The 22,404-nt window shown below is 71.9% G+C and carries 22 protein-coding genes; 9 read left to right on the top strand and 13 right to left on the bottom strand.

Translation table 11 applies throughout. The annotated features are described in order from the left end of the window. Window positions 1–90: 90 nt before the first annotated feature. The 4 genes from AB0I11_RS24225 to AB0I11_RS24210 all read right to left on the bottom strand — a co-directional run bounded on the left by AB0I11_RS24225 (window position 91) and on the right by AB0I11_RS24210 (window position 4,926). On the bottom strand, window positions 91–861 hold the full coding sequence (locus tag AB0I11_RS24225; RefSeq protein WP_357324680.1) for an isoprenyl transferase: 771 nt from the start codon (window positions 859–861) through the stop codon (window positions 91–93). A 31-nt stretch (window positions 862–892) separates the two neighbouring features. Continuing rightward, the gene (locus AB0I11_RS24220; RefSeq protein WP_357324676.1) at window positions 893–2,029 is read right to left on the bottom strand and encodes a geranylgeranyl reductase family protein; all 1,137 of its coding nucleotides are present in this window, start codon (window positions 2,027–2,029) and stop codon (window positions 893–895) included. Between the two features lie 137 nt (window positions 2,030–2,166). Continuing rightward, on the bottom strand, window positions 2,167–3,045 hold the full coding sequence (locus tag AB0I11_RS24215) for a hypothetical protein (protein WP_357324673.1): 879 nt from the start codon (window positions 3,043–3,045) through the stop codon (window positions 2,167–2,169). Between the two features lie 39 nt (window positions 3,046–3,084). After that, window positions 3,085–4,926, bottom strand: coding sequence for a phosphoenolpyruvate carboxykinase (GTP) (locus AB0I11_RS24210; protein ID WP_357324670.1), 1,842 nt, complete (start codon window positions 4,924–4,926; stop codon window positions 3,085–3,087). 438 nt (window positions 4,927–5,364) lie between these two features. Between AB0I11_RS24210 and AB0I11_RS24205 the strand changes: the two genes are divergently transcribed. Together AB0I11_RS24205 and AB0I11_RS24200 are read left to right on the top strand one after the other, a co-directional pair. Then, on the top strand, window positions 5,365–5,955 hold the full coding sequence (locus AB0I11_RS24205; protein ID WP_357324696.1) for a GtrA family protein: 591 nt from the start codon (window positions 5,365–5,367) through the stop codon (window positions 5,953–5,955). A 63-nt stretch (window positions 5,956–6,018) separates the two neighbouring features. Further along, window positions 6,019–6,720, top strand: a complete 702-nt coding sequence (locus AB0I11_RS24200; protein ID WP_357324667.1) for a GtrA family protein — start codon at window positions 6,019–6,021, stop codon at window positions 6,718–6,720. A gap of 66 nt (window positions 6,721–6,786) precedes the next feature. Here AB0I11_RS24200 and AB0I11_RS24195 read toward each other — a convergent pair whose 3' ends face one another. Both AB0I11_RS24195 and AB0I11_RS24190 read right to left on the bottom strand, forming a co-directional pair. Next, on the bottom strand, window positions 6,787–7,359 hold the full coding sequence (locus tag AB0I11_RS24195; protein WP_357324665.1) for a PH domain-containing protein: 573 nt from the start codon (window positions 7,357–7,359) through the stop codon (window positions 6,787–6,789). Between the two features lie 118 nt (window positions 7,360–7,477). Next, entirely contained in the window at window positions 7,478–8,353 is an 876-nt protein-coding gene (locus AB0I11_RS24190; RefSeq protein ID WP_357324662.1) for a biotin--[acetyl-CoA-carboxylase] ligase, read from the bottom strand. Between the two features lie 97 nt (window positions 8,354–8,450). On the opposite strand from AB0I11_RS24190, the gene AB0I11_RS24185 reads away from it, so the two are divergent. Beyond that, a complete protein-coding gene (locus AB0I11_RS24185; RefSeq protein WP_357324659.1) occupies window positions 8,451–10,034 on the top strand; it encodes an acyl-CoA carboxylase subunit beta in 1,584 nt (527 codons plus the stop codon). A gap of 49 nt (window positions 10,035–10,083) precedes the next feature. Here the strand turns inward: AB0I11_RS24185 and AB0I11_RS24180 are convergent, their stop codons facing one another. From AB0I11_RS24180 to AB0I11_RS24165, 4 genes are all read right to left on the bottom strand, one after another. Next, window positions 10,084–10,956 (bottom strand): hypothetical protein, encoded by an 873-nt coding sequence (locus AB0I11_RS24180; RefSeq protein ID WP_357324656.1) that lies wholly within the window; start codon window positions 10,954–10,956, stop codon window positions 10,084–10,086. Further along, a complete protein-coding gene (locus AB0I11_RS24175) occupies window positions 10,949–11,449 on the bottom strand; it encodes a SigE family RNA polymerase sigma factor (RefSeq protein WP_357324654.1) in 501 nt (166 codons plus the stop codon). The genes AB0I11_RS24180 and AB0I11_RS24175 overlap by 8 nt, the downstream gene beginning before the upstream one ends. Window positions 11,450–11,513: 64 nt before the next feature. After that, window positions 11,514–12,497 carry a 2-dehydropantoate 2-reductase N-terminal domain-containing protein gene (locus AB0I11_RS24170; RefSeq protein ID WP_357324651.1) on the bottom strand — a complete coding sequence of 328 codons (984 nt, stop codon included), beginning with the start codon at window positions 12,495–12,497 and terminating at the stop codon, window positions 11,514–11,516. Window positions 12,498–12,553: 56 nt separating this feature from the next. Further along, the gene (locus AB0I11_RS24165; RefSeq protein ID WP_357324648.1) at window positions 12,554–13,297 is read right to left on the bottom strand and encodes a M50 family metallopeptidase; all 744 of its coding nucleotides are present in this window, start codon (window positions 13,295–13,297) and stop codon (window positions 12,554–12,556) included. Between the two features lie 308 nt (window positions 13,298–13,605). On the opposite strand from AB0I11_RS24165, the gene AB0I11_RS24160 reads away from it, so the two are divergent. Next, entirely contained in the window at window positions 13,606–14,358 is a 753-nt protein-coding gene (locus AB0I11_RS24160) for a GH25 family lysozyme (protein WP_357324645.1), read from the top strand. Between the two features lie 73 nt (window positions 14,359–14,431). Here AB0I11_RS24160 and AB0I11_RS24155 read toward each other — a convergent pair whose 3' ends face one another. Further along, entirely contained in the window at window positions 14,432–14,662 is a 231-nt protein-coding gene (locus tag AB0I11_RS24155; protein ID WP_357324642.1) for a hypothetical protein, read from the bottom strand. Between the two features lie 87 nt (window positions 14,663–14,749). Beyond that, window positions 14,750–16,696: a protein kinase gene (locus AB0I11_RS24150; protein ID WP_357324639.1), complete on the bottom strand. Its 1,947-nt coding sequence runs from the start codon at window positions 16,694–16,696 to the stop codon at window positions 14,750–14,752. A 91-nt stretch (window positions 16,697–16,787) separates the two neighbouring features. Here AB0I11_RS24150 and AB0I11_RS24145 point away from each other — a divergent pair, with 91 nt between their 5' ends. From AB0I11_RS24145 to AB0I11_RS24125, 5 genes are all read left to right on the top strand, one after another. Next, window positions 16,788–16,997 (top strand): acyl-CoA carboxylase subunit epsilon, encoded by a 210-nt coding sequence (locus tag AB0I11_RS24145; protein WP_357324636.1) that lies wholly within the window; start codon window positions 16,788–16,790, stop codon window positions 16,995–16,997. A gap of 89 nt (window positions 16,998–17,086) precedes the next feature. Continuing rightward, a complete protein-coding gene (locus tag AB0I11_RS24140; RefSeq protein ID WP_357324633.1) occupies window positions 17,087–17,539 on the top strand; it encodes a hypothetical protein in 453 nt (150 codons plus the stop codon). Window positions 17,540–19,049: 1,510 nt separating this feature from the next. Continuing rightward, entirely contained in the window at window positions 19,050–20,078 is a 1,029-nt protein-coding gene (locus AB0I11_RS24135) for a S8 family serine peptidase (RefSeq protein ID WP_357324630.1), read from the top strand. 10 nt (window positions 20,079–20,088) lie between these two features. Beyond that, a complete protein-coding gene (locus AB0I11_RS24130; protein ID WP_357324627.1) occupies window positions 20,089–20,745 on the top strand; it encodes a Maf family protein in 657 nt (218 codons plus the stop codon). A 9-nt stretch (window positions 20,746–20,754) separates the two neighbouring features. Further along, window positions 20,755–21,408, top strand: coding sequence for an O-methyltransferase (locus tag AB0I11_RS24125; RefSeq protein WP_357324625.1), 654 nt, complete (start codon window positions 20,755–20,757; stop codon window positions 21,406–21,408). A gap of 237 nt (window positions 21,409–21,645) precedes the next feature. Here the strand turns inward: AB0I11_RS24125 and AB0I11_RS24120 are convergent, their stop codons facing one another. Beyond that, window positions 21,646–22,401, bottom strand: coding sequence for an ABC transporter permease (locus AB0I11_RS24120; RefSeq protein ID WP_357324622.1), 756 nt, complete (start codon window positions 22,399–22,401; stop codon window positions 21,646–21,648). Window positions 22,402–22,404: the final 3 nt, after the last annotated feature.

The raw sequence follows: 22,404 nt of genomic DNA, 5'->3' as shown, positions 1-22,404 counted from the left end.
GCCGCCTAACGCACCACCCAACAAGACCCATCCCGCGCCGCTCCGCGACGCGGGATGCTGCCGCACGTCAAGTTACGGTCGATTTTCGAGTTAGGTGCCGAAGCGGCGTTGGCGGGTGGCGTAGGAGCGGAGGGCGCGGAGGAAGTCGACGCGGCGGAAGTCGGGCCAGTTGAGTTCGCAGAAGTAGAACTCGGAGTGGGCGCTCTGCCAGAGCATGAAGCCGGAGAGGCGCTGCTCCCCGCTGGTCCGGATGATCAGATCCGGGTCGGGCAGGCCCTTGGTGTAGAGGTGCTCGGAGATGTGGTCGACGTCGATCGAGCTGGCCAGCTCCTCGATCGTGCCGCCGGCCGCCGCGTGTTCCACCAGCAGCGAGCGGACCGCGTCGGCGATCTCGCGCCGGCCGCCGTACCCGACGGCGATGTTGACCTGGGCGCCGCCGCTGCGGCCCCGGGTGCGCTCCTCGGCGGCCTTGAGCGCGGCGGCGTGGTGTGCCGGCAGCACGTCGAGCGCGCCCACCATCCGCAGCCGCCAGGGGTTGCCCTCCTTGGCCAGCTCGGTGCTCAGGTCCTCGATGATCTGGAGCAGCGGGTCCAGCTCGGCGGCCGGCCGGGTCAGGTTGTCGGTGGAGAGCAGCCAGAGCGTCACATGCCCGACCCCGGCCGCGTCGCACCAGCGCAGCAGCTCCTTGATCCGCTCGGCGCCCATCCGGTGCCCGTCGTTCGGATCGACGAAGCCCATCTCCCGGGCCCACCTGCGGTTGCCGTCGCACATCACGCCGACGTGCCGGGGCACCGGCTTGCCCGCGAGCTTCGCCGTGAGCCGGCGCTCGTAAACGGAGTAGAGGAGTTTCCGCACAGTCATCACCTTGCAGGGTAGCGACCCGGATTGAAGATCAGTGGCGCGGTGGCCGATCCCGCGCCGCGACGCCCGCGCCGATCCGGGCCAGGGTGCGGGCGTCGAGCCGGCCGTCACCCAGCCCCAGCTCCACCACCGTCCGGTAGACCCGCTCGTCGCGGCGGGCCGCCCGGACCGCGGCGTCGACCACCCACCGCCGGCGGGCCAGCCAGGCCGCGACCGAGCTGTGCCGCAGGTGCGTGCCGAGCCGGTCGCGCAGCGCCTCGGCGTACCGGCGGGCCGCGTGGGCGGGGGTGCCGGCCGCGGCCGCCCCGGCCAGCGCACCGGAGCGCAGCGCGTAGAAGATCCCCTCGCCGGTGAACGGGTTGATCAGCGAGAGCGCGTCGCCGGCCAGCACCACCCGGCCCCGGCCCGGCGTCGGCCGGTGGGTGGAGAGCGGCAGGTGGTGCGCGCGCAGGTCGGTCACCGTGGCCGGCTCGACGCCCGGCAGCAGGTCGGCCAGCCGGTCCAGCAGGTGGGCCCGGGTCAGCGGCTCGCCTCGCAACACCTCCCCGTACCCGACGTTCGCCCGGCCGTCCCCGATCGGAAAGGACCAGGCGTACGCCGGCCAGTGCGCCGACGAGGTGACGATGAGCTGCTCGGGTGGGCCGGGCAGGGCGGGGGCGTAGCCACGGATGGCGAGCGCGAGGTGGCGGTCCGGGTTCGCCGGGTGACCCAGCGCCCGGCGCAGGACCGAGCCGGCGCCGTCGGCACCGACCACCGCCCGACCGGTCAGGTCCCCGTCGAGCACCACCCGGTCGGCGTGCTGTTCCACCCGCCGTACGGTGTGCCGGCGCAGCTCCGCGCCGGCCGCCACCGCCGCCGCCACCAGGCGGGCGTCGAACACCCGCCGGGGCACCGTGTACGCGGGCCGGGGCAGCATCCGGGCCACCGCCCCGCCGCCGGGTCCGGCCAGCCGCAGCGCGGGCAGCGGGGCGTAGCCGTCGACCGCCCCGGTCACGCCCAGTTCGGCGAGGACGTCCAGCGCGTGCGCGGCGATCCCGTCGCCGCAGGCCTTGTCCCGGGGGAAGTCGTACCGGTCCAGCAGCAGGACCCGCTCGGCCCCCGCCCGCCGCGCGCCCAGCGCCGCCGCCGCACCGGCCGGCCCCGCCCCCACGACGATGACGTCCCACACCCCTCCATCCTCCCCGCCCGAGCCTGCACCCCGCCCCCCGCCGCGCCCACCGACCCTGACTCCCACCCCGCACCCCCCGCAGCTTGGTCAAGGAGTTCGCGTCGGGCGGCGGGCCGCCACGGACGCGAAGTTCTCGATCAGCGGGGCGGTGCGGGGGGTGGCGGGGTGGGTTGGCGGGGGTGGGTGGCGCGGTGCAGGGAGTAGAGGGTCAACAGGGCGGCGGCGACGAGGGGCGCACCGTCCCGCACCAGACCGTCCACGCCGAGGAGCCACCAGCAGAGCGGCAGGTCCACCGCCAGGACGCCGAGGGTGACGACGATCAGGAACCGTCGGGCCCAGGGCCGTTCCCGCAGCAGGAAGGCGGTGCCGAAGAGGACCAGGTAGCTGACCAGGATGCCGGCGGCGAACCAGCACAGCACGGCCGGTACGGCGCTGAGCCGGCCGTCCAGGACGGAGCCCGCCGCGATCAGCGCCGGAACCAGCATCAGCGGGCTGTAGGTGAACGCGGCGACCCGGGCGGTGAGCAGCCAGCCGGTGACCGGTGGGCGCTTCGGGGTGACCTCCCGCCAGGAGATCACGCCACCGGAGATCACCAGGCCCTTGCGGTGCCGGACCAGGTGCCCGCGTACCGCGTCGGACCGGTAGAGCAGCACCACCACGGCGACGCAGAGCGCGGTGAGCACTCCGAACCCGAGCAGGCCGGGCAGCGGCGGCACCCCCGACCGGGGCACGACCAGCCGTCCCACCGCGAAGACCGTGGTCACCGCGAGGATCAGCCCGAACGGTCGCGCCGCGACCCGACCGCGCTTGACGTGCCCGATCAGCACCAGGAAGGCGAGGGAGCGGAGCATCGCCCAGCCGGTGCGTACGGCGAGCCCGAACTCCTGCTCCGGGGCGTACCAGTAATTGAGCAGCTCGACCACGACGGTGGCCGCCGCGGTGACGGCGAGCAGCGTGGTCAGCGCCCGGACGGCGGACGGCCGCCGGACCTCGACAGGTTCGGCGGCCGTCCTCATGGCATCCGATGTTGCCCGTTGCGGGCAACCGGCACACCTCTACTTCTGCGGCTCCGCGTCGAGCCGGGCGCGCAGCGCGTCCAGCTCGGCCCAGAGGACGCCGGGCAGCTTGTCGCCGAACTTCTCGAACCACTCGGTGACCAGCGGCAGTTCCTTGCGCCACTCCTCGGGGTCGACCTTCAGGGCGATCCGGACGTCCTCGGGGGTCATGTCCAGCCCTTCGACGTCCAGCGCGTCCTGGGCCGGGACCATGCCGATCGGGGTCTCGACCGCCTCGGCCCGCCCCTCGAGCCGCTCGATGACCCACTTGAGCACCCGGGAGTTCTCGCCGAAGCCCGGCCAGAGGAAGTTGCCCTCCGCGTCCTTCCGAAACCAGTTGACGTAGTAGATCTTGGGCAGCTTGGCCTCGTCGCCGTCGGCGCCCTTGCCCATCTCGATCCAGTGCCGGAAGTAGTCGCCGGCGTGGTAGCCGATGAACGGCAGCATGGCCATCGGGTCGCGGCGCACCACGCCGACCGCGCCGGACGCGGCGGCGGTGGTCTCCGAGGAGAGCGTGGCGCCCAGGTAGACGCCGTGCACCCAGTCCCGCGCCTCGGTGACCAGCGGGATGGTGTCCCGCCGACGGCCGCCGAAGAGGATCGCGTCGATCGGCACGCCGTTCGGGTCGTAGTAGTCCTCGGCGAGGATGGGGCACTGCGTGATCGGGGTGCAGAACCGGCTGTTCGCGTGCGAGGAGAGGCTGTCGCTCTCCGGCGTCCAGTCGTTGCCCTTCCAGTCGATCAGGTGCGCCGGCGGCTCACCCATGCCCTCCCACCAGATGTCGCCGTCGTCGGTCAGCGCCACGTTGGTGAAGATGGAGTTGCCGCGGTCCAGCGTCCGCATCGCGTTGGCGTTGGTCTTCCAGTCGGTGCCCGGGGCGACGCCGAAGAGGCCGTACTCCGGGTTGACCGCGTAGAGGCGGCCGTCGGAGCCGAAGCGCATCCAGGCGATGTCGTCGCCGATGGTCTCGACCTTCCAGCCCGGGATGGTCGGCTCCAGCATGGCCAGGTTGGTCTTGCCGCAGGCCGACGGGAAGGCGCCGGCGACGTGGTAGACCTTGCCCTCCGGCGAGGTGATCTTGAGGATCAGCATGTGCTCGGCGAGCCAGCCCTCGTCGCGCCCCATCACGCTGGCGATCCGCAGCGAGTAGCACTTCTTGCCGAGCAGCGAGTTGCCGCCGTAGCCGGAGCCGAACGACCAGATCTCCCGGGTCTCCGGGAAGTGCGAGATGTACTTCGTGTCGTTGCACGGCCAGGCCACGTCCTGCTGGCCCGGGGCGAGCGGGGCGCCGATCGAGTGCAGCGCGTGCACGAAGTCGGCCTTGTCGCCCATGGCCGCCAGGACCTTCTCGCCCATCCGGGTCATGATCCGCATCGAGGCCACCACGTACGGGCTGTCGGTGATCTCGACGCCGAACATCGGGCTCTCCGCCTCGACGGGACCCATGCAGAACGGGATGACGTACATCGTGCGCCCGCGCATGGAGCCGCGGTACAGCTCCGTCATCGTCCGCTTCATCTCGGCCGGCGCCATCCAGTTGTTGGTGGGGCCGGCGTCCGCCTCGTCGACCGAGCAGATGAAGGTGCGCTCCTCGACCCGGGCGACGTCCGTCGGGTCCGTCCGCGCGTAGAACGAGTTGGGCTTCTTCTCGGGGTTCAGTCGGATCAGGGTGCCGTTCTCGACGAGTTCGTCGGTGAGGCGACGCCACTCCTCGTCGGACCCGTCCACCCAGACCACCCGGTCGGGGGTGGTCAGTTCCGCGACCTCACGTACCCAGGCGAGCAGTTTGGGGTGGGACGTCGGGGCCTGATCGATACCCCGAACAGTAGCCGGAGCAACCATGTCACATCTCCTTGTGGTCGACGCTGACCGATCTATGGGATGCACGAGTACTGGCGAACGAGAGCGCCGCCGTCGTGGAAACCTGGGATTGGGCTCAGCGTAAACCGGGCTGCCTCGCGAGTCAGTGGGACTGGTTGTGAAGAACTGCACAAGGTACGGCCACGCTGCGGCATCGCGATCTCTTACCCGCTTTCGCGCGCAGTTTCACGCAAATCTTGCGGAGAACCTTCCGCGGGCGCCGTCAGCGCCGAGGGTCGCGAGGTGCGCGATGCGGGTAACCGCACGCCGGTGTCACGAACGACGATTCCGTGATCCGCTCCACAATTGCGCCGGATCCGGTTACGCTCCGCTCACGGAGATCACTATGAGCAGCCGACCGCCCCGGCGGGCGCCGACCGTCGCCGGACGGCCGGCCGCCGGTCGCGTCCCCGCTTGCCGGTGTTACCGCTCCCACGAGCGTCAAACCGGTACTCTCTGCGAGTGGCCGCCACGATGACCCGGAACCGAACGGTGCAGCCGCGGACCCGTCGGGGTCCGCTCGGCGCGCTGCTCGACCGCTTCGGCCACCTGATCCACGAGATGAGCAAGTTCGCCACCGTGGGCGGGCTCGCCTTCCTCATCGACTTCGCGCTCTTCAACTACCTGGCCAGCGTCCGGCACGTGCCACCGGTCGCGGCGAAGACCATCGCCACGGTCGTCGCGGCGACGGTCGCGTTCCTCGGCAACCGGTTCTGGACCTGGCGGCACCGCCAGCGCTCCCACCCGGCCCGGGAGTACGCCCTCTTCTTCTTCTTCAACGGGGTGGGCCTCGGCATCGCGGTGGGCTGCCTCGCCCTCAGCCGCTACGGGCTGGGCGCCCTCTGGCCGGGGGTGTTCCAGACCCCCCTGGCCGACAACATCGCCAGCTTCGTCGTCGGCACCGGCCTCGGGACGCTGTTCCGATTCTGGTCGTACCGGCGGTTCGTTTTCGTCGAGGCGGGAACACCCGCCGTTCCGGCACCGAGCCACGACCGGAAGCCCGGGGCGTGACCAACCGCCCACTCCGTCCCGCCGGGCCGAGACGGCCCTGCCCGCTGCCCTAAGGTGTTCCGCATGCCTCTTGTCCGTCTGCTGCCCGAGCGCTGGCAGAAGTTCGTCCACGAGGCGCTCAAATTCGGCATCGTCGGCGGCATCAACACCGTCATCAATTACGCGGTGTTCAATGCGCTGGCACTCACGGTTTTCCGCGACGGCCAACTCAAGGCGACCGTCATCGCGACGATCATCGCGACGATCACGTCATATCTGATGAACCGGCACTGGACGTACCGGGATCGACCGAAATCGGCGCTTAAGCGGGAGTACGTCCTATTTTTCGTGTTCAACGCCACGGGCCTGGTGATCGAGCTGGGCGTACTCGCGGCGGCGAAGTACGGCCTCGGCGTGACCAGCCTGCTGATGCTGAACGTCGCGAAGACCGGCGGCGTCCTGCTGGCCACCCTGTTCCGCTTCTGGTCCTACCGGACCTTCGTCTTCCAGCCGGTGCCGCAGCACGCCGAGGAGACCTGGCACAGCATCCCGCGTGACGAGTGGGACAACGTGGCCGAGCTGGACCCGGTGGCGGAGCTGGCCGAGTCGGTCAGCGAGTTGGAGGAGACCGAGCCCCGTCCCGGCAGCCGACCGGAACGGACCGGCGGGCGCGACTACGCGCCCCCGCAGGGCCGCCCGGCCTCGGCGGACGCGCTGGGGCGCGCCTTCAAAGCCGACCTCACCATCGAACTCCAACCCATCCCACCCCACCTCCCTCGACACTGACGCGCCGCCCCGGCGCCGCCGGGGCCGGGCCCAGCGGGCCGGGCCCGGCGGAACCGGGGCGGGCGGTCAGGCGGAGGGGTCGCGGAGCGGTTTGCCGTCGCGCATGTCGGCAAGGATCTCCCGCATCTCGCCGTCGCCGAGGCTGTGCTTGTCGTGGTGGGCCTCGACGAGTTCGTAGAGCTTCGTCTGCACCCGGTCCACGCCCGGCACGTCGTTGAGCACCGACTGGCCCCGCTCGCCGGCCGACTCGATGGTCAGCGTGCCGCAGCCCAGCAGCCGCTCCAGGAACTTCTGGTGCATGGCGTGGTCGTTGATCCGGGTCAGCGGCAGGTCCCGCCGGTTGCGGGAGAAGACACCCTCCTGCAACAGCACCCGCTCGTTGGTGAAGAGGTAGTGGGTGGTGCGCCAGACCAGGAACGGCCACAGGCCGAGCCAGAGCACCAGCACCAGGCCGAGCGCGGCGATCACGTAGAGCGCGATCGTGCCGCCGTCACCCGCGGGCAGCAGGGCCCAGCCGGCGACCACCGCCGCGACGGCGAGCACCAGCACCAGGATCGGCCGGATCAGGGCCTTCCAGTGCGGATGCAGGTGCAACACGACGTGCTCGTCCTCGGTGAGCACGTCTTCAGGGAACGCCACGGGAACCTCCTCGCAGAACAGGACGCGCTGACCGTATCCGGTCGGCGCATCCCGGCGGATCAGCCGCGCGGCGGGTGTTGGCGGCGACCCGCCCGCCACCGCGCGGGGCCCGCTCGGGTCAGCGCAGGTGCAGCACGTCGCCGGCGGCGAGGCGCAGCTCCCCGGCCGGGCCGTCGACCAGCAGCTGCCCGTCGGCGTCCACCCCGGTGGCGGTGCCGCGCGCCTCGCCGCCGTCCGGCAGGAGCACCCGGACCTGGCGGCCGACCGTGGCGCACGCCGCCACGTACGCGTCCCGCAGGCCGCTGGCCACCGCGTCACCGCCGGCGTCGCGCCAGCGGTCGTACCAGTCGGCGAGGGCGCGCAGCAGGGCCCGCAGCAGCGGGTCCCGATCGGTGGCCGCGGCCCCGGCGAGCTGGAGCGAGGTGGCCGGCAGCCCGGTCGGGTTCTCCGGCAGTTCGTCGGCGCGGAGCGTGACGTTCAGGCCGATGCCCACCACGACGGCGGAGGGCTGGGCCGGGGAGCCGCCCGGCACCGCCTCGGCGAGCACCCCGGCGCACTTGGCACCGTCGATCAGCAGGTCGTTCGGCCACTTCAGCCGGGCGTCCAGCTCGGCCAGCCGGGTCACCGCCTCGACCAGCGCGACCCCGGCGAGCAGCGGGAGCCAGCCGTACCCCGGGGGCGGCACGGGTGACCAGCCGCGCTCGGCGACGGCCTCGCCGGGCCGGAGCAGGACGCTGGTCGCGAGGCCGGCCCGGGGCGGCGACTGCCAGACCCGGCCGCGCCGGCCACGCCCGGCGGTCTGCCGCTCGGCGACCACCACGAGGCCCTCCGCCTCACCGGCCTGCGCCGCCGCGACCACGTCGGCGTTGGTCGAGCCGGTCTCGGCGACCAGCTCCAGGCGGCGCCAGGGCCCGTGCGGGGCGACCAGCGCGCGCCGCAGCCGGGCCGCCGACAGCGGCGGGCGGTCCAGATCGGTGTACGGCGAGCCGGGCATCCCGCCAGCCTACGGCCCGCCGGCGGCCGGGTCGGCCGGAAGCCGGTGAGGCGCACTGCACAGCCGCGCCTTGGTGAACCATCGTTATATTCCCTGGGTGACTACCGAGACCGGGATCAACATCCACACGACGGCCGGGAAGCTGGCGGACCTGGAACGTCGGGTCGACGAGGCGGTGCACGCCGGGTCGGCCCGCGCGGTCGAGAAGCAGCACACGCGGGGCAAGAAGACCGCCCGGGAGCGGATCGAGATGCTGCTCGACGAGGGCTCCTTCGTCGAGCTGGACGAGTTCGCCCGGCACCGGTCCACCAACTTCGGGTTGGAGCGGACCCGCCCGTACGGCGACGGCGTGGTGACCGGCTACGGCACCGTGGACGGCCGGCAGGTCTGCGTCTTCGCGCAGGACTTCACGGTCTTCGGCGGTTCGCTGGGCGAGGTCTTCGGCGAGAAGATCGTCAAGGTGATGGACCTGGCCATGAAGATCGGCTGCCCGGTGGTCGGCATCAACGACTCGGGCGGCGCGCGGATCCAGGAGGGCGTCGCCTCGCTCGGCCTCTACGGCGAGATCTTCTTCCGCAACGTGCGGGCCAGCGGCGTCATCCCGCAGATCTCCCTGATCATGGGGCCGTGCGCGGGCGGCGCGGTCTACTCGCCGGCCGTCACCGACTTCACCGTGATGGTCGACCAGACCTCGCACATGTTCATCACCGGCCCCGACGTGATCAAGACGGTCACCGGCGAGGACGTCGGCATGGAGGAGCTGGGCGGCGCCCGGACCCACAACTCGCGCAGCGGCAACGCGCACTACCTCGGCACCGACGAGGAGGACGCGATCGAGTACGTCAAGGCGCTGCTGTCGTACCTGCCGTCGAACAACCTGGACGAGCCGCCGGCCTTCGACGCCCCGGCCGACCTCGAGGTCAGCGACGAGGACCGGGACCTGGACACGCTGATCCCGGACTCGGCGAACCAGCCGTACGACATCCACCGGGTCATCGAGCACGTCCTCGACGACGCCGAGTTCCTGGAGGTCCAGCCGCTCTACGCGCAGAACCTGGTGGTCGGCTTCGGTCGGGTGGAGGGTCGCCCGGTGGGTGTGGTCGCCAACCAGCCGATGCACTTCGCGGGCACGCTGGACATCGCCGCGTCGGAGAAGGCGGCCCGCTTCGTGCGGACCTGTGACGCGTTCAACATCCCGGTGCTGACCTTCGTGGACGTGCCCGGCTTCCTGCCCGGCACCGGGCAGGAGTGGGACGGCATCATCCGCCGCGGCGCGAAGCTCATCTACGCGTACGCCGAGGCCACCGTCCCGAAGGTCACCGTGATCACCCGCAAGGCCTACGGCGGCGCGTACGACGTGATGGGCTCCAAGCACCTCGGTGCGGACCTGAACTTCGCCTGGCCGACCGCGCAGATCGCGGTGATGGGTGCGCAGGGCGCGGTGAACATCCTGTACCGCTCGGAGCTGACCAACGCCGAGGACCCGGCCGCCGTCCGGGCCGAGAAGATCGCCGAGTACGAGGACACCCTGGCCAACCCGTACATCGCCGCCGAGCGCGGCTACGTCGACGCGGTGATCCCGCCGCACGAGACCCGGGTGCAGATCGTCCGGGCGCTGCGGGTGCTGCGCAGCAAGCGCGAGACGCTGCCGCCGAAGAAGCACGGCAACATCCCGCTGTAGCGGATGCCGCCGAGGCCCGCGCCGCCCGTTCGGCGCGAGCCTCCGCGCGTCAGCAGGGTGGGCTGGCGAAGGCGCACATCCGGTCCGCAGCGGTGCGGCCGAGGGCACGGAGCTCATCGCCGTCCACCAGCGGTACGGACCGGTTGCGCACGCCCCCCTGCGGGGCGAGCACGGTGACCAGATCCCCGACCTGCACGACCGCGCGGAGATCCTCGCCGGCCGTCGGCTGGACGAGCTGTGGGCCCGGCGCGGGCGCCTCCGTGTGCCGGAGCAGCACCGAACGGTCGCCGGCGAAGTCCCGCGCCGTCACCTGCCAGCTGTGCTGGATGGACACCGTCCCGCGATGCCCGTCCCGCTCCGCCGGGGTCGTCTGCCGCCAGCTGGCGCAGGCCCGCACATACCGGTCGAGGTCGGCGAAGACCTGAGCGGATCCGGCCCGCCCCATCCGGTACACGTCCTGGGCGAGGACCGGCATCCCGCCGGTGCCGTCCCGTCCCGCCGACGATGCCTGCAGCAGATTGCGTGAGCGCGAGTAGCGCGACTCCACTGACTCCGGCGGCACCCCGTTCTCCGCGGCGCACGTCTCAAGCAGCGGGTCGACCCGCACCGGCTCGCCGAGGCCGATGTCGCCGAGCTCGATGTTGGCGCGCACCGGCAGGTCGTTCCCGGACAGCAGCACGAACGTGGGCACCTCGCCGCCCACCGGATCCGGCTGGCTCAGCGGGCCGGCCGACGTGGGCGCCGCGCCGGGACGGGCGGCCACCGCGACGGTCGAGGCCGACGCGAGGGCCAGCACCGCCATCGCGGCCGCCACGGCCGTACGCCGGCTGCGGCGCCGGGCGCGGGCCCGGATGTCCGCGGGCTCCGGCCAGCGGACCTCCCGCAGATCCCGACTCACCAGGTCGACGAAGTCGTCACGCATCGGCGGCCTCCTCCAGATCCACGACTTTGAGCAGCCCGGCGAGGGCGGCGCGGCCCCGGGACAGCCGGGCCTTCACCGTGCCGACCGGTGCGTCGGTTTCCCGCGCCACCTCGGCCACCGGCATGCCGAGCAGGTAGTACAGCGCGATGGCGACGCGTTGCTCCTCGGGCAGCCGGCGCAGCGCAGCCACCACCTCGAGCGTGTCGGTGCTGGGCGCCGGGACGCTCTCGTCCGCCCCGTGCCGCAGGTACGCCCGGGCCCGGCTGCGCAGGCTCCGCCACCGGCTCACCGCGATCCGGCTGGCCACCACCCGCACCCACGCCTCGGGATCGTCGTACCGGCTCACCGTCGACCAGCGCTGCCAGGCCCGGATGTACGCCTCCTGCACGGCGTCCTGGGCCTCGGCCAGGTTGCCGGTGAGCACATAGACGACGCCGAGCAGCCGCTGCCGGGTATCCCGGTAGAACTCGTCGAACCCCTCGACGTCCGGCACCCTGTTACCTCCCCCGTGACACGTCGCCGGAGAGACGCCTGGCGGAGCCGGTGCGGTTGCCCGCTCAGCCGATCATTTTTTCCAGCTCGGCGCGGGGGAACTCGCCGGCCGCGATCCGCTCGCGCACGGCCCGGCGGACGGCGGCCTGCACGGCGGCGTTGGCCGGCGTCGGCACCCCGTGCAGCCGGCCGAGCAGCACGATCTCGCCGTTGAGGTGGTCGGCCTCGGCGGATCCGGCGCCCCGGGCCAGGCTCTGCCAGGTCGAGCCGCCGGCCCGCTGCTCGCCGTCGACCGGCCGGTGCTGGACCCGGTCGCCCCGCTCGGCCGCCTCCTCGTCCGGGGTGGTGTGCGGGATGCCCGCGGCGGCCAGCACGGCCTCCCCCTCGGCGCGTACCCGGGCGGCCAGCGGTGCGGGGATGTCCCGGCCGAGCAGCGCCTGCAAGCCGTTGCCGAGGTTGCCGAGCAGCTTGCCGTACTTCCAGCGCAGCACGTCGTCGCGGACCGGGGCGACGAAGCCGGCGGCGGTCAGGTCGGCGGCGACGGCCCGGCTGGTGTCGTCGGAGCCGGACGGGTAGCGGCCCAGGTGCAGCATGCCGGGATGCGGGTACCCGTTGGCGACCACCACCCCGGGTTCCAGGTGGGTGGCGGGCAGCCAGACGCAGACCGGGTGCACCCGGGCGAAGAGGCGCAGCGCGGCGCGTTCGTTGGCGACGCCGTTCTGGGCCAGGACGATCGGCAGCCGCTCACCCGCCGTGCCACCGCCCTCGACCGGGGTGTCCACCCAGGTCGCCAGCGCGGCCCCGGTGTCCTGCGACTTGACGGTCAGCACCAGCACGGTGTCGGCGGGCAACGGCCGGTCGCCGGGCCCGGCCACCGCCGGCAGCCGGCCGGTCCGCGGGCCGTCGGGCGTACGCAGGGTCAGGCCGCGCCCCCGGATCGCGTCCAGGTGCGCGCCGCGGGCCACCAGCGTGACGTCCCGGCCGGCGTCGGCCAGCCGTACGCCGATGGTGCCGCCGACCGCGCCCGCCCCGATGATCAGATACCGCATCCGTCCGATTCTGCCCCGCCCGGCGCCGGGCCGCCCCGGGGCCCGCCATCCGCCGCTCAGCCGGTCAACCCGGCGTCGGCGAGGATCGGGCCGGTGAGCAGCAGCCCACCGACGGCGAGCGCGGCGATGCTGACCAGCAGGAACACGCCCACCCAGAAGAGCGGCGGGAACGGGGTGAGCCGGGCGAGCTGGTCGGCGTCGGACTCCGGCATCCGCCCCCGGCTGCGCAACCGTTGCAGCTCGATCACCGGGCGTACGCCGCCGAACAGCAGGAACCAGACCGACGTCCAGGCGAAGGCGGCCTGCACCTGCGGCGACGCGTACCACGACACGGCGAGCACCACACCGCCGGTGACCAGCAGGGAGAGCACCCCGAAGACGTTGCGGATCAGTACCAGCATGGCCAGCAGCAGGGCCACCGCGAGCCAGAGCAGCAGGGTGATCCGGTTGCCGGCGAGCAGCCAGGCCCCGGCCAGGCCGAGCAGCGCCGGCGCAACGTAGCCGGCGAGCAGGGTGAGGATCATGCCGGGTCCGGTGGGGCGCCCGGCGGAGAGGGTCAGGCCGGAGGTGTCCGAGTGCAGCCGGATGCCGCGCAGCTTCCGCCCGGTGAGGAGCGCGACCAGCGCGTGGCCGCCCTCGTGGGCGATGGTCACCGCGTTGCGGGCGATCCGCCAGGGCAGCCGGGTGGCGACCACCGCGACCGCGACCACGGCGGTGAGCAGGACCAGCAGTGGCGGCGGGTCGGGCTGCGCGGCCAGCAACGTGTCCCAGATCGTGCGTAGGCCGTCGAGGAGGGGCATGAGCCGGGAGCCTACCCGGCGAACCGGTGTCGCTCGGGAGCCAGCGGCTCGCCTGGTGTGCGACTGATCGGGCGGCAGTCGGATCGGGAGGTGAACGCCGGTGACTGCCGCGCCGCAGTGAGACGTTGCGCATCGCCGAGCCCTTCCGCTGGTCGCCGGACCCGGGCGCCCTCCGCTGAGCCAACTCGCGGTGCGATTCCGCCAACACCACGACAACCTTCTATGAAAATTTCTTTAAGGCCCCTTGCGATCTAGGGCAGTTACCTCCAAAGATAGGCGTCAATCATTTGACGTCCCTGGAGGCATCAATGGCCCGTCCCCGACTCTCCGTACGCCGGCTGCTCGCCACCGGCCTCACCGTCGCCGCCACCGCGGCCGCGGCCCTCGTCGCCACGGCCGGACCGGCCGCCGCCGCGACCACCCCCGGCATCGACGTCTCGCACTACCAGGGCTCGATCAACTGGACCAGCGTGCGGAACGCCGGCATCCAGTTCGCCTACATCAAGGCCACCGAGGGCACCAGCTACAAGGACTCGGCGTTCAACACCAACTACGTGAACGCCTACAACGCCGGCGTGATCCGGGGCGCGTACCACTTCGCCCGGCCGAACATCTCCGGCGGCGCGGCCCAGGCCGACTACCTGGCCAGCAACGGCGGCGCCTGGTCGGCGGACAGCCGTACCCTGCCGGCCGCCCTCGACCTGGAGGCGAACCCGTACAGCGGTGGCTACTGCTACGGCAAGACCACGTCGGGCATGCGGACCTGGATCAGCGACTTCCTCAGCCGCTACAAGGCCCGCACCTCCCGGTACGCGGTCATCTACACCACGACCAGCTGGTGGAACCAGTGCACCGGCAGCTGGACCGCGCCGTGGGCCAACCACCCGCTCTGGGTCGCCCGCTGGTCCAGCTCGGTGGGCACGCTGCCGGCCGGCGCCCCGTTCTGGAGCTTCTGGCAGTACACCTCCAGCGGCTCGGTCTCCGGGATCAGCGGCAACGTGGACCGCAACTACTGGAACGGTGACCGGACCCGCCTGGTCGCCCTGGCGAACAACACCTGATCCACCCCGCACAGCGGTCGGCGGCAGCGGGACCTCGGTCCGGCTGCCGCCGTCGTCGTCTGATCCGCCCGGGTCAGGCCCGGCGTCGCGGGGCGACCGGCACGGACACCGCGCCCCGCCCGGTCAGGGTGGTCCGGCGGGCCAGCCGCCAGCTCGCCACCCCCGCGACGACGAGGGCCACGACACCGAACGCCGCGACCGGCGCGGAGAGGCCGGCGCTCACCAGCAGCAGGACGATGTCCCCGAGCGCGACCAGCATCCACAACGCCAACCGGGGGCCGGTGTCCTTGTGTCGGTAACGCATGTCGTACCTCCTTCCGTCGTCACGGGTCCAGTACCCCGTACCACGGAAGGCCATGCGAATCAGTTTCGCGGCGGTGGGATTCCCAGCTCAGTTGGCGCGGTCCGGCTTGAAGTGCGCGAGGATGACCTGCCAGTTCGCCAGGTTCTCGTCCCAGGTGCCCACCGGGACCTCCCAGCGCAGCGCGAAGCCGCGGTTGCTGGCGGTCGCCACCCCGCGGTTGCGGACGTGGATGCGGGCGCCGTCCCGGCTCTCCAGCCAGTCCCAGTCGGCACAGGTGCGGTACCAGTCGCAGGCCTTGATGCCGATGTACTGGTAGTCGCGGACCAGCCGCTTGCGGTCCGGCTCCAGCTCGTGCCAGTCGGCGACCGCGTCCTTCTTCGGGGTGTTGGTCCACTGGATGAACAGTTCCCGCTTGCCCCCGCTGACGTCGTAGACGATCACCGAGTTGCCGGGGCCGCCGCGGGCCTTCATGCCCGGCGGGATCGGCACCTTGAAGCCGATCGGCCCGGTGTAGAGGGTCCAGCCGGACGGCAGCGCCGCCGCACCGGTGCTCGGGCTGGCCGACGGCGTCGGGCTGGGCGGCGCGCTGCTCGGCGCGGCCGACGTCGGTGCGGCGCTGGTCGCGGCCGGCGGCGCCGGGGCGCCGGAGGTGGCCGCGCCCGACTGGCCCTCGTCGCCGTTGCCGTCACCGCGGTTGAGCAGCGGCACCGCCACCGCGAGGCCGGCCAGCAGGAGCACGACCAGCGCGCCGATCATCAGGTTGCGCCGGTTGCGCTCGGGCCGCGTACCCGGGACGACCGCGGCCCGGCCGGTCGACGGCGCGGGACTGACCGGCTCGGCCAGCACCGAGGTCGGGTTACGCGGCGGGCGCGGCGGCTCCGCGGCCGCGGCGACCGCCGGTTCGCCGTCCACCCGGGTCTCGTCCAGGGCCGCGACCGGACCGTCCACCGGGGACCCGTCGGCGGGCTTCGCGGGCAGGTCGAGCTTGGCGGTCGGCCCGGCCGGCGGCGGCGTCACCTTCGCCGTCGGGGCCGCCTCGACCGAGCCGGCGGGCGTGGCACCGGCGGCAGCCGCCGCGCCCGGAACGAAACTGGGCGGGCTGGCGGGCCGGCCGTCGGCCGGGCGCGGCGCCGGCACCAGCGGCGGGCGCGGCTCGCGCGGACCGTTCGGCCCCGGCCGGCGTACGCCGTCCAGCAGCGAGATGCTCTTCGCGCGCCGCCCGCCGGCCTTGCGGAGCAGGCGCTCCGCCACGTCGGCGGTGATCCGCTCGGTCGGGTCCTTGCGGAGCAGGCCCTGCAGCACCGGCTTGAGCGGGCCGGCGTTCTTCGGCGGCGGCAGCGGCTCGGTGGCCAGCGCGGCCAGCGTGGCGATCGCCGACGGCCGGGCGTACGGCGACTTGCCCTCCACGGCCGCGTAGAGGGTCGCGCCCAGCGACCAGAGGTCAGCCTCGGGACCCGCCGTGCCGTCCCGCGCCCGCTCCGGCGCGATGTACGCCGGCGAGCCCAACACCATGCCGGTGCGGGTCACGTTCGGGTCGCCGGGGATGGTCGCCAGACCGAAGTCGGTGAGCACCACCCGGCCGTCGTCGCCGAGCAGCACGTTGCCCGGCTTCACGTCGCGGTGCATGACACCGGCCTTGTGGGCGGCCTTCAACGCGCCCAGCACCCCGAGGCCGATCTCGACCGCCTTCGCCGCCGACACCGGCCCGTCCTCGGCGATGGTGTCCTGCAGCGACTTCGACGGCACGTACTCCATCACGATCCACGGATCGCCGTCGGTGCGCAGCACATCGAAGATGCGGACCACGTTGACGTTGTTGAGCCGGGCGATGGCCCGGGCCTCCCGCAGCGAGCGTTCCCGCATCTCGCGCCGCTCCTCGGGGGTGAGGCTGGGCGGCGGCACGAGTTCCTTGATCGCCACGTCCCGGTGCAGGACCTCGTCGCGCGCCTTCCACACCCGACCCATGCCGCCCTGGCCGAGCGGCGATTGAAGCCGGTACCGGTCGGCGACGAGTTGGGGAAGCGCGTTCGACATCGCAGAGACGGTACCCGCCAGCTCCCACCGTCACACCGCCGGCACGCCACTGTGCGGCGAAGGTCAAGTTCTGGACGCGTACCCTGAGCTCATGTCTGCCGAAGAGCCGCTGTTCCGGATCGTCCGCGGGGTGCCCACCGCCGAGGAGCTGGCCGCCCTCGTCGGCGCGATCATGGTGCGGACCCGGCCGACCGCGGCCCCGCCGGCGCCCGTCTCGCACTGGGCCCGCAGCGCCCGGCCGGCCGCCGCGACGCCCGTCGCCGGCCCCGGCGCGTGGCGCGCCTCCGGCCTCCCCCGCTGACCCTTCCCGGGGTACGCCCCCTGCCGGGATCCGCCGCGAGCCACTAACCTCACTCAGGGAAACGGCGCGGTGACAGGCAGGGAGGGTCGATGATCCCCGAGGAGAACGAACCGGCGGGCTGGCTACGCGGCTACGACGGCATCGAGGCCGACATCCGGCAGCTACGGGAGTTCGCCGACCGGCTCCAGGACGAGGTGACCCGCAACTACGCACCGCACCTGTCGTACATCGCCGACGACATGCGGGCGCGGATCCCCAACCCGGCCGACGCCTTCGTCGAGCTGGTCCAGTTCCTCCAGGCCCACCACGAGACCCAGACCGCCGCGGTGGAGATGGTGTGGGGCATGGTGCCCGCCACCGGCCGCCTCGCCGACGCCGCCGGCCTGATCGCCGCGAAGTACCAGCACTCCGACGCTTTCTCGGCGGCCCGGGTGGCCGACGTCGAACGCGCCCTCGCCGCACCGTCCACAACGGTCCCCCGCCCCGTGCCACCGCTGCGCGACCCGACCGCGCCCGAGGACGGCCCGGTGGCGCTGCCATGATCGAGCGTGGCAGCGGCCGGACCTCCGGCCTCACCGACTGGCAGCGGATGGACGTGCTCAGCATGTGGGCGTGCGTCCAGGACCAGGACACCACCGGGCAGTGGAAGCAGGTCGCCGGCTGGCGCAAAATCTGCGACCTCGCCCTGGCCCACCTCAGTCGCCTGCGGGAATACCGGCACGGCCTCGCCGAGGCGTGGCCGCCGGCGACCAACGCGGCCGCCCGGGCGTACCTCGCCGAACTCGACCAGCTCATCGACAAGGTCCAGCGCACCCACGACGCCGCCGCCGCGAACTACGACGCGCTCGCCGCCGCCACCCGCGCCCTCGCCGCCGCCCGGGCCGAACTCAAGCCGCTGTACGACGAGTACGCCGCCAAGCTGAAGCAGAAGCAGGCGTACGAGGAGATCCTCGCCGACCCGAAGGCGGTGGCCGGCAGCCGCCTGCCGAGCACGCCTCCGGTGACGGACGCCGACCTGGAGCGGTTGAACGGGCGGGCGCGGGGGTTGATGGCGGGGCTGAGCGGAGAACTCCAACAAGCCCAAGTGATGCTCCGCCAACCACCACCGAAGCCAAATATCCCCAGGCAGCCGGACGAACGCGGCTCGTCGGGTGTGTCAGGGGACCTGCCAATCATTCCGCCCATCGTGCCCGTGACCGCAGTAGTTGAGTCGCCGACAACCCGACGACATGTCACGACCGCTAGACCGGTGCTACCCGAGACTCGCCCAGTCTCGGGAGCAGGACCAATCCTTGGCGGGGCAGGACCCATTGTGGCTCCGGCACCCACTGGCCCAGCCCCACCCCATACTCTGCCACTACCGTCCGGCCAGCCACCTGGGCCATCCTTCCCGCTGCCCGTACGCCACCCCTCAGCTGCACCTCCTGCACCGGGAAGGGCCGAGTTAAGGCCTCGGCAGAATGGCCCGCTTGGAAAGCCGCCAACGGGTGGCGCGAATGGATCACCACCGGCTCCCCCTCGCCCGCTCCCGCCCGGAGGAGTCATCGGCGGAGCACCCACCGGAGGGGGAGGGCAGCTCACCAGCAAGGGCTCTTCGACTCGCCGAATTAATCCGATCGGAGGCGTAATCGGCGGCGGAGGCGCCGGCACGGCTCCGAGTGGCTCGGCAGGGTCTCGTCCAGGTTCGGGACGTGCTCCTCATCTGATGACTCATGATGGTTCTTCACCGATCGGCGGGGGCCCTGGCATAGGGACACCCAGGGGCAGTGGGGATTTCTCAGCAGGGACGAGAGGCAACCCTCGAGGTGATCAAGGATCTCGAACGTGGGACCCTGACCAGCCTTGGGAGGTTGACCAGGGCGTGGCTCCCGTCATGCGTCCTCCAGATGAGGATGGGCAAATTGATCCAGGACCCGCTATTGGCCTTGACCGGTGACCACAGCCATACTTCGTGCCACCCTGGCGGTGTCCGCGGCTCTGACTACAGCCATCTCGCCGATTGCTACAGCCAGTGCAAGGGATGACTTGATTGGTCCAAGTCAAGTGCGAGCCATGCAATGGCATATACAGTATCTCGATGTGGCGAGGGCCCATCAAATTAGCCAGGGAGAGGGTGTCGTCGTAGCTCTGGAGGACACGAGCGTGTCGAGCCATCCAGATCTGGAAGGATGCCTTCTCCCTGGCATTGATCTAGTAGGCGCACAACAACCTAGCCAACAGCAGCCCTCCAGCCATGGAACACTAATGGCTGGACTGATAGCAGCGCACGGGCGCAACAAAGACGAAGGCGCACTCGGGGTCGCCCCGAAAGCGAAGGTACTGCCCGTTCGAGTCCAACCCGATACCCGAGACGGAAGTACAGACATACTCGCCGCCGGAATCGAGTGGGCGACCGCAAATCACGCCGACGTCATTAGCGTGTCATCAGTCGCAGGAGCGAGCGTCCGCCTACAAAGGGCAGTCAGGACTGCGCTGGCGGCAGACATCGTTTTGGTTGCAGCGGCCGGAAATCAACCAGAGGATTCCGGTGTCGGTTATCCGGCTTCAGAAGAAGGGGTTATCGCTGTAGGAGGGAGTGATCAGTCAGGCCGACACGCTCCAGTCTCAGTCGTAGGTCGAGAAATCGACGTAGCAGCTCCGGCGGTCGACATCTACAGCACAGGTCGTGGTGACAAGTACTCAAAGGGGACGGGCACATCTAGTGCCACTGCCATCGTTGCGGGTGCGGCTGCTCTGATCCGCTCCAAGTACCCCGACCTCCCCGCCGAGGAGGTCGCCCACCGCCTCACTGCGACCGCGATCGACAAGGGCCCGCCGGGCCGCGACGACGAGTACGGCTACGGCGTCATTGACCTGGTCGCCGCGCTCACGGCGGACGTTCCTCCGCTGGGTTTCGAGTCGTCGGCCGTGACTCCGCCGGCATCCGGGACGGCCCTGCCCGAGGGCGGTGACGCCGGCGACGATGGCGCGGCGGTACGCGGACTGGCGACGTTGGGGGTGCTGGTCGCCGCCGGTGGTGGGTATCTGGTGTGGCGGCGGCGTCGCCGTGCCGATGATCCTCCACCCCGGGTCAGCCGGTAGCGTCGGAGGCGTGCTGAGTTCCGTACCGCTGCGCCTCGTGCTCGCCTCGCAGAGTCCCGCCCGCCGCAAGCTGCTCCACGCCGCTGGGATTGAACCCGACGTGCTGGTGAGCGGGGTCGACGAGTCGCAGGTGGTCAGCGACCGGGCCGAGGATCTGTGCCTGGAACTGGCCCGGCTGAAGGCGCAGGCGGTGCTGGGTCGGCTGCGCCCGTCACCGGACGAGCGGACGCTGGTGCTCGGCTGCGACTCGGTGCTGGCGTTCGACGGGGAGATTCTCGGCAAGCCGGCCGACGCGGCGGAGGCTACCCGGCGGTGGCAGCGGATGCGCGGTCGCAGCGGGGTGCTGCACACCGGGCACTGCCTGATCGACGTGGTGCACGAGGCGCGGGCGGAGGCGGTCGCCTCCACGAGGGTGCACTTCGCGGACATCAGCGACGAGGAGATCGCCGCGTACGTGGCGACCGGCGAGCCGCTGGCGGTCGCGGGGGCGTTCACCATCGACGGGCTGGGCGGGCCGTTCCTGACCGGCATCGAGGGCGACCCCGGTACGGTGGTCGGCCTTTCCCTCCCGCTGCTGCGCAACCTGCTGGCCGAGCTGGGCCTCAACGTCACCGACCTGTGGACGAAGGTCGCGCCGGGGGGCCAGGAGATCGAGCATCTCGGCTAGGTTCCGGTCATGAGCACAAAGCCGCTGCCGCTGACCCCGGAACTGCACGCCTACCTGGTGGCCCACGGTTCGGCCCCGGACGAGATCGTCCGTGAGCTGGCCGAGGAGACCCGAGCCGCCCTGCCCGACCAGGCCACCATGCAGGTCGCGCCGGAGCAGGCCGCGTTCCTGACCTTCCTCACCCGGTTGCTCGGGGTCCGGCAGGCGGTGGAGGTGGGCACCTTCACCGGGCTCTCCTCGCTGGCGATCGCCCGGGGGCTCGCCGAGGGCGGCCGGCTGACCTGCTTCGACATTTCCGAGGAGTACACCGGCGTGGCCCGGCGCTACTGGGCCAGGGCCGGGGTGCAGGACCGGATCGAGCTGCGCATCGGTCCCGCCGCGGAGACGCTGCGCGCGCTGCCGCGCGAGCGCTACCTGGACTTCGCGTTCATCGACGCGGACAAGGTGGGCTACCCGATCTACTGGGACGAGCTGGTGCCGCGGATGCGGCCGGGCGCGGTCATCGCGGTGGACAACACGCTGCGCGCGGGCCGGGTGCTGGCGCCGCAGAACGCCGACGACCGGGCCATCGCCGCGTTCAACGACGAGATCCTCGCCGATGTCCGCGTCGACGTGGTGATGCTCCCCATCGCCGACGGAGTGACCCTCGCCCGCGTGCACTGAGCCCGACCGGGAGCGGCGCCGCCGCCGGCGGGAGCCGCTCCCCGCTGGCGACGGGATGCGGCATTCCGGGGCATCACGCGGGCGGGAAGCCGCACCTTGCCGCAAGCCGGGACATCACAAGCTCCAGAGCCCCAGTTCCAGCCAGGTCGTCTTGTCCTGGGTGAGGCGGGGCACCGGCCTTACCCAACGCGCGGACGGCCGGCGCCCCGCCCCTGGTGAGAGGCAGCTCTTGTGCTGCTAGCGGACGCTGCGGGCGAACTGGCGGGCGGCCCAGACCACCCCGGCGACGGCGAGCACCGCGACGATGCCGAGGCCCTGCCAGACCTTGTCGTTGCCCAGGTCACCGGCGAACAGCGCCCGGGTGCCGTCGACCGCCCAGGCGAACGGGTTCCAGGTGGCGATGCCCTGGAGCCAGCCGGGCGCGTACATGAGGGGCAGCAGGATGCCGGAGAGCAGCAGCACCGGCTGGGCCACGGTGTTCATCAGCGGGGCGAGCGCGTCCTCGCTCTTGACCTTGAGCGCGACGCCGTAGGAGACGGCCGAGGTCATCAGCGCGATGAGGGCGAGCATCAGGTACGCGAGCAGCACGTAGCCGAGACTGACGCGCAGGTCGAACAGGAGCGCCAGCAGGGTGATGATGACCGCCTGGACAATCAGCGAGACCACGTCGCGCAGGGAACGGCCGAGCAGCAGGGCGAGCCGGCTGACCGGGGTGACCCGGGACCGCTCGATCACTCCGGCGCGCAGTTCGGCGATCAGGCCGAAGCCCTGGAACAGGCCGCCGAAGATGGCCAGCAGCACCAGCAGGCCGGGCACGAAGACCTTGTACGCGGCGGCCTGGGTGGGCGCGTTCAGCGCCGGCTTGAGCAGCGGGGCGAAGAGCAGTAGGTACATCACCGGCTGGAAGACGCCGACGAAGACCCAGACGGGGTTGCGTAGCAGCAGCAGGATCTGGCGCTGGAAGATGAGCCAGGTGTCGCGGGCGAGTTTCATGAG

The sequence above is a fragment of the Micromonospora sp. NPDC050495 genome (assembly GCF_040655175.1).
Lineage (GTDB): Bacteria > Actinomycetota > Actinomycetes > Mycobacteriales > Micromonosporaceae > Micromonospora.
The sequence above is the reverse complement of the archived record's forward strand: the minus strand, read 5'-3'. Positions and strand labels throughout refer to the sequence as shown.

Coding starts and splice junctions, on each gene's coding strand:
- AB0I11_RS24225 (WP_357324680.1), bottom strand. CDS start 861: ATGACTGTGCGGAAACTCCTCTACTCCGTTTACGAGCGCCGGCTCACG.
- AB0I11_RS24215 (WP_357324673.1), bottom strand. CDS start 3,045: ATGAGGACGGCCGCCGAACCTGTCGAGGTCCGGCGGCCGTCCGCCGTC.
- AB0I11_RS24210 (WP_357324670.1), bottom strand. CDS start 4,926: ATGGTTGCTCCGGCTACTGTTCGGGGTATCGATCAGGCCCCGACGTCC.
- AB0I11_RS24200 (WP_357324667.1), top strand. CDS start 6,019: ATGCCTCTTGTCCGTCTGCTGCCCGAGCGCTGGCAGAAGTTCGTCCAC.
- AB0I11_RS24190 (WP_357324662.1), bottom strand. CDS start 8,353: ATGCCCGGCTCGCCGTACACCGATCTGGACCGCCCGCCGCTGTCGGCG.
- AB0I11_RS24180 (WP_357324656.1), bottom strand. CDS start 10,956: ATGCGTGACGACTTCGTCGACCTGGTGAGTCGGGATCTGCGGGAGGTC.
- AB0I11_RS24170 (WP_357324651.1), bottom strand. CDS start 12,497: ATGCGGTATCTGATCATCGGGGCGGGCGCGGTCGGCGGCACCATCGGC.
- AB0I11_RS24165 (WP_357324648.1), bottom strand. CDS start 13,297: ATGCCCCTCCTCGACGGCCTACGCACGATCTGGGACACGTTGCTGGCC.
- AB0I11_RS24160 (WP_357324645.1), top strand. CDS start 13,606: ATGGCCCGTCCCCGACTCTCCGTACGCCGGCTGCTCGCCACCGGCCTC.
- AB0I11_RS24155 (WP_357324642.1), bottom strand. CDS start 14,662: ATGCGTTACCGACACAAGGACACCGGCCCCCGGTTGGCGTTGTGGATG.
- AB0I11_RS24150 (WP_357324639.1), bottom strand. CDS start 16,696: ATGTCGAACGCGCTTCCCCAACTCGTCGCCGACCGGTACCGGCTTCAA.
- AB0I11_RS24145 (WP_357324636.1), top strand. CDS start 16,788: ATGTCTGCCGAAGAGCCGCTGTTCCGGATCGTCCGCGGGGTGCCCACC.
- AB0I11_RS24140 (WP_357324633.1), top strand. CDS start 17,087: ATGATCCCCGAGGAGAACGAACCGGCGGGCTGGCTACGCGGCTACGAC.
- AB0I11_RS24135 (WP_357324630.1), top strand. CDS start 19,050: ATGCAATGGCATATACAGTATCTCGATGTGGCGAGGGCCCATCAAATT.
- AB0I11_RS24125 (WP_357324625.1), top strand. CDS start 20,755: ATGAGCACAAAGCCGCTGCCGCTGACCCCGGAACTGCACGCCTACCTG.
- AB0I11_RS24120 (WP_357324622.1), bottom strand. CDS start 22,401: ATGAAACTCGCCCGCGACACCTGGCTCATCTTCCAGCGCCAGATCCTG.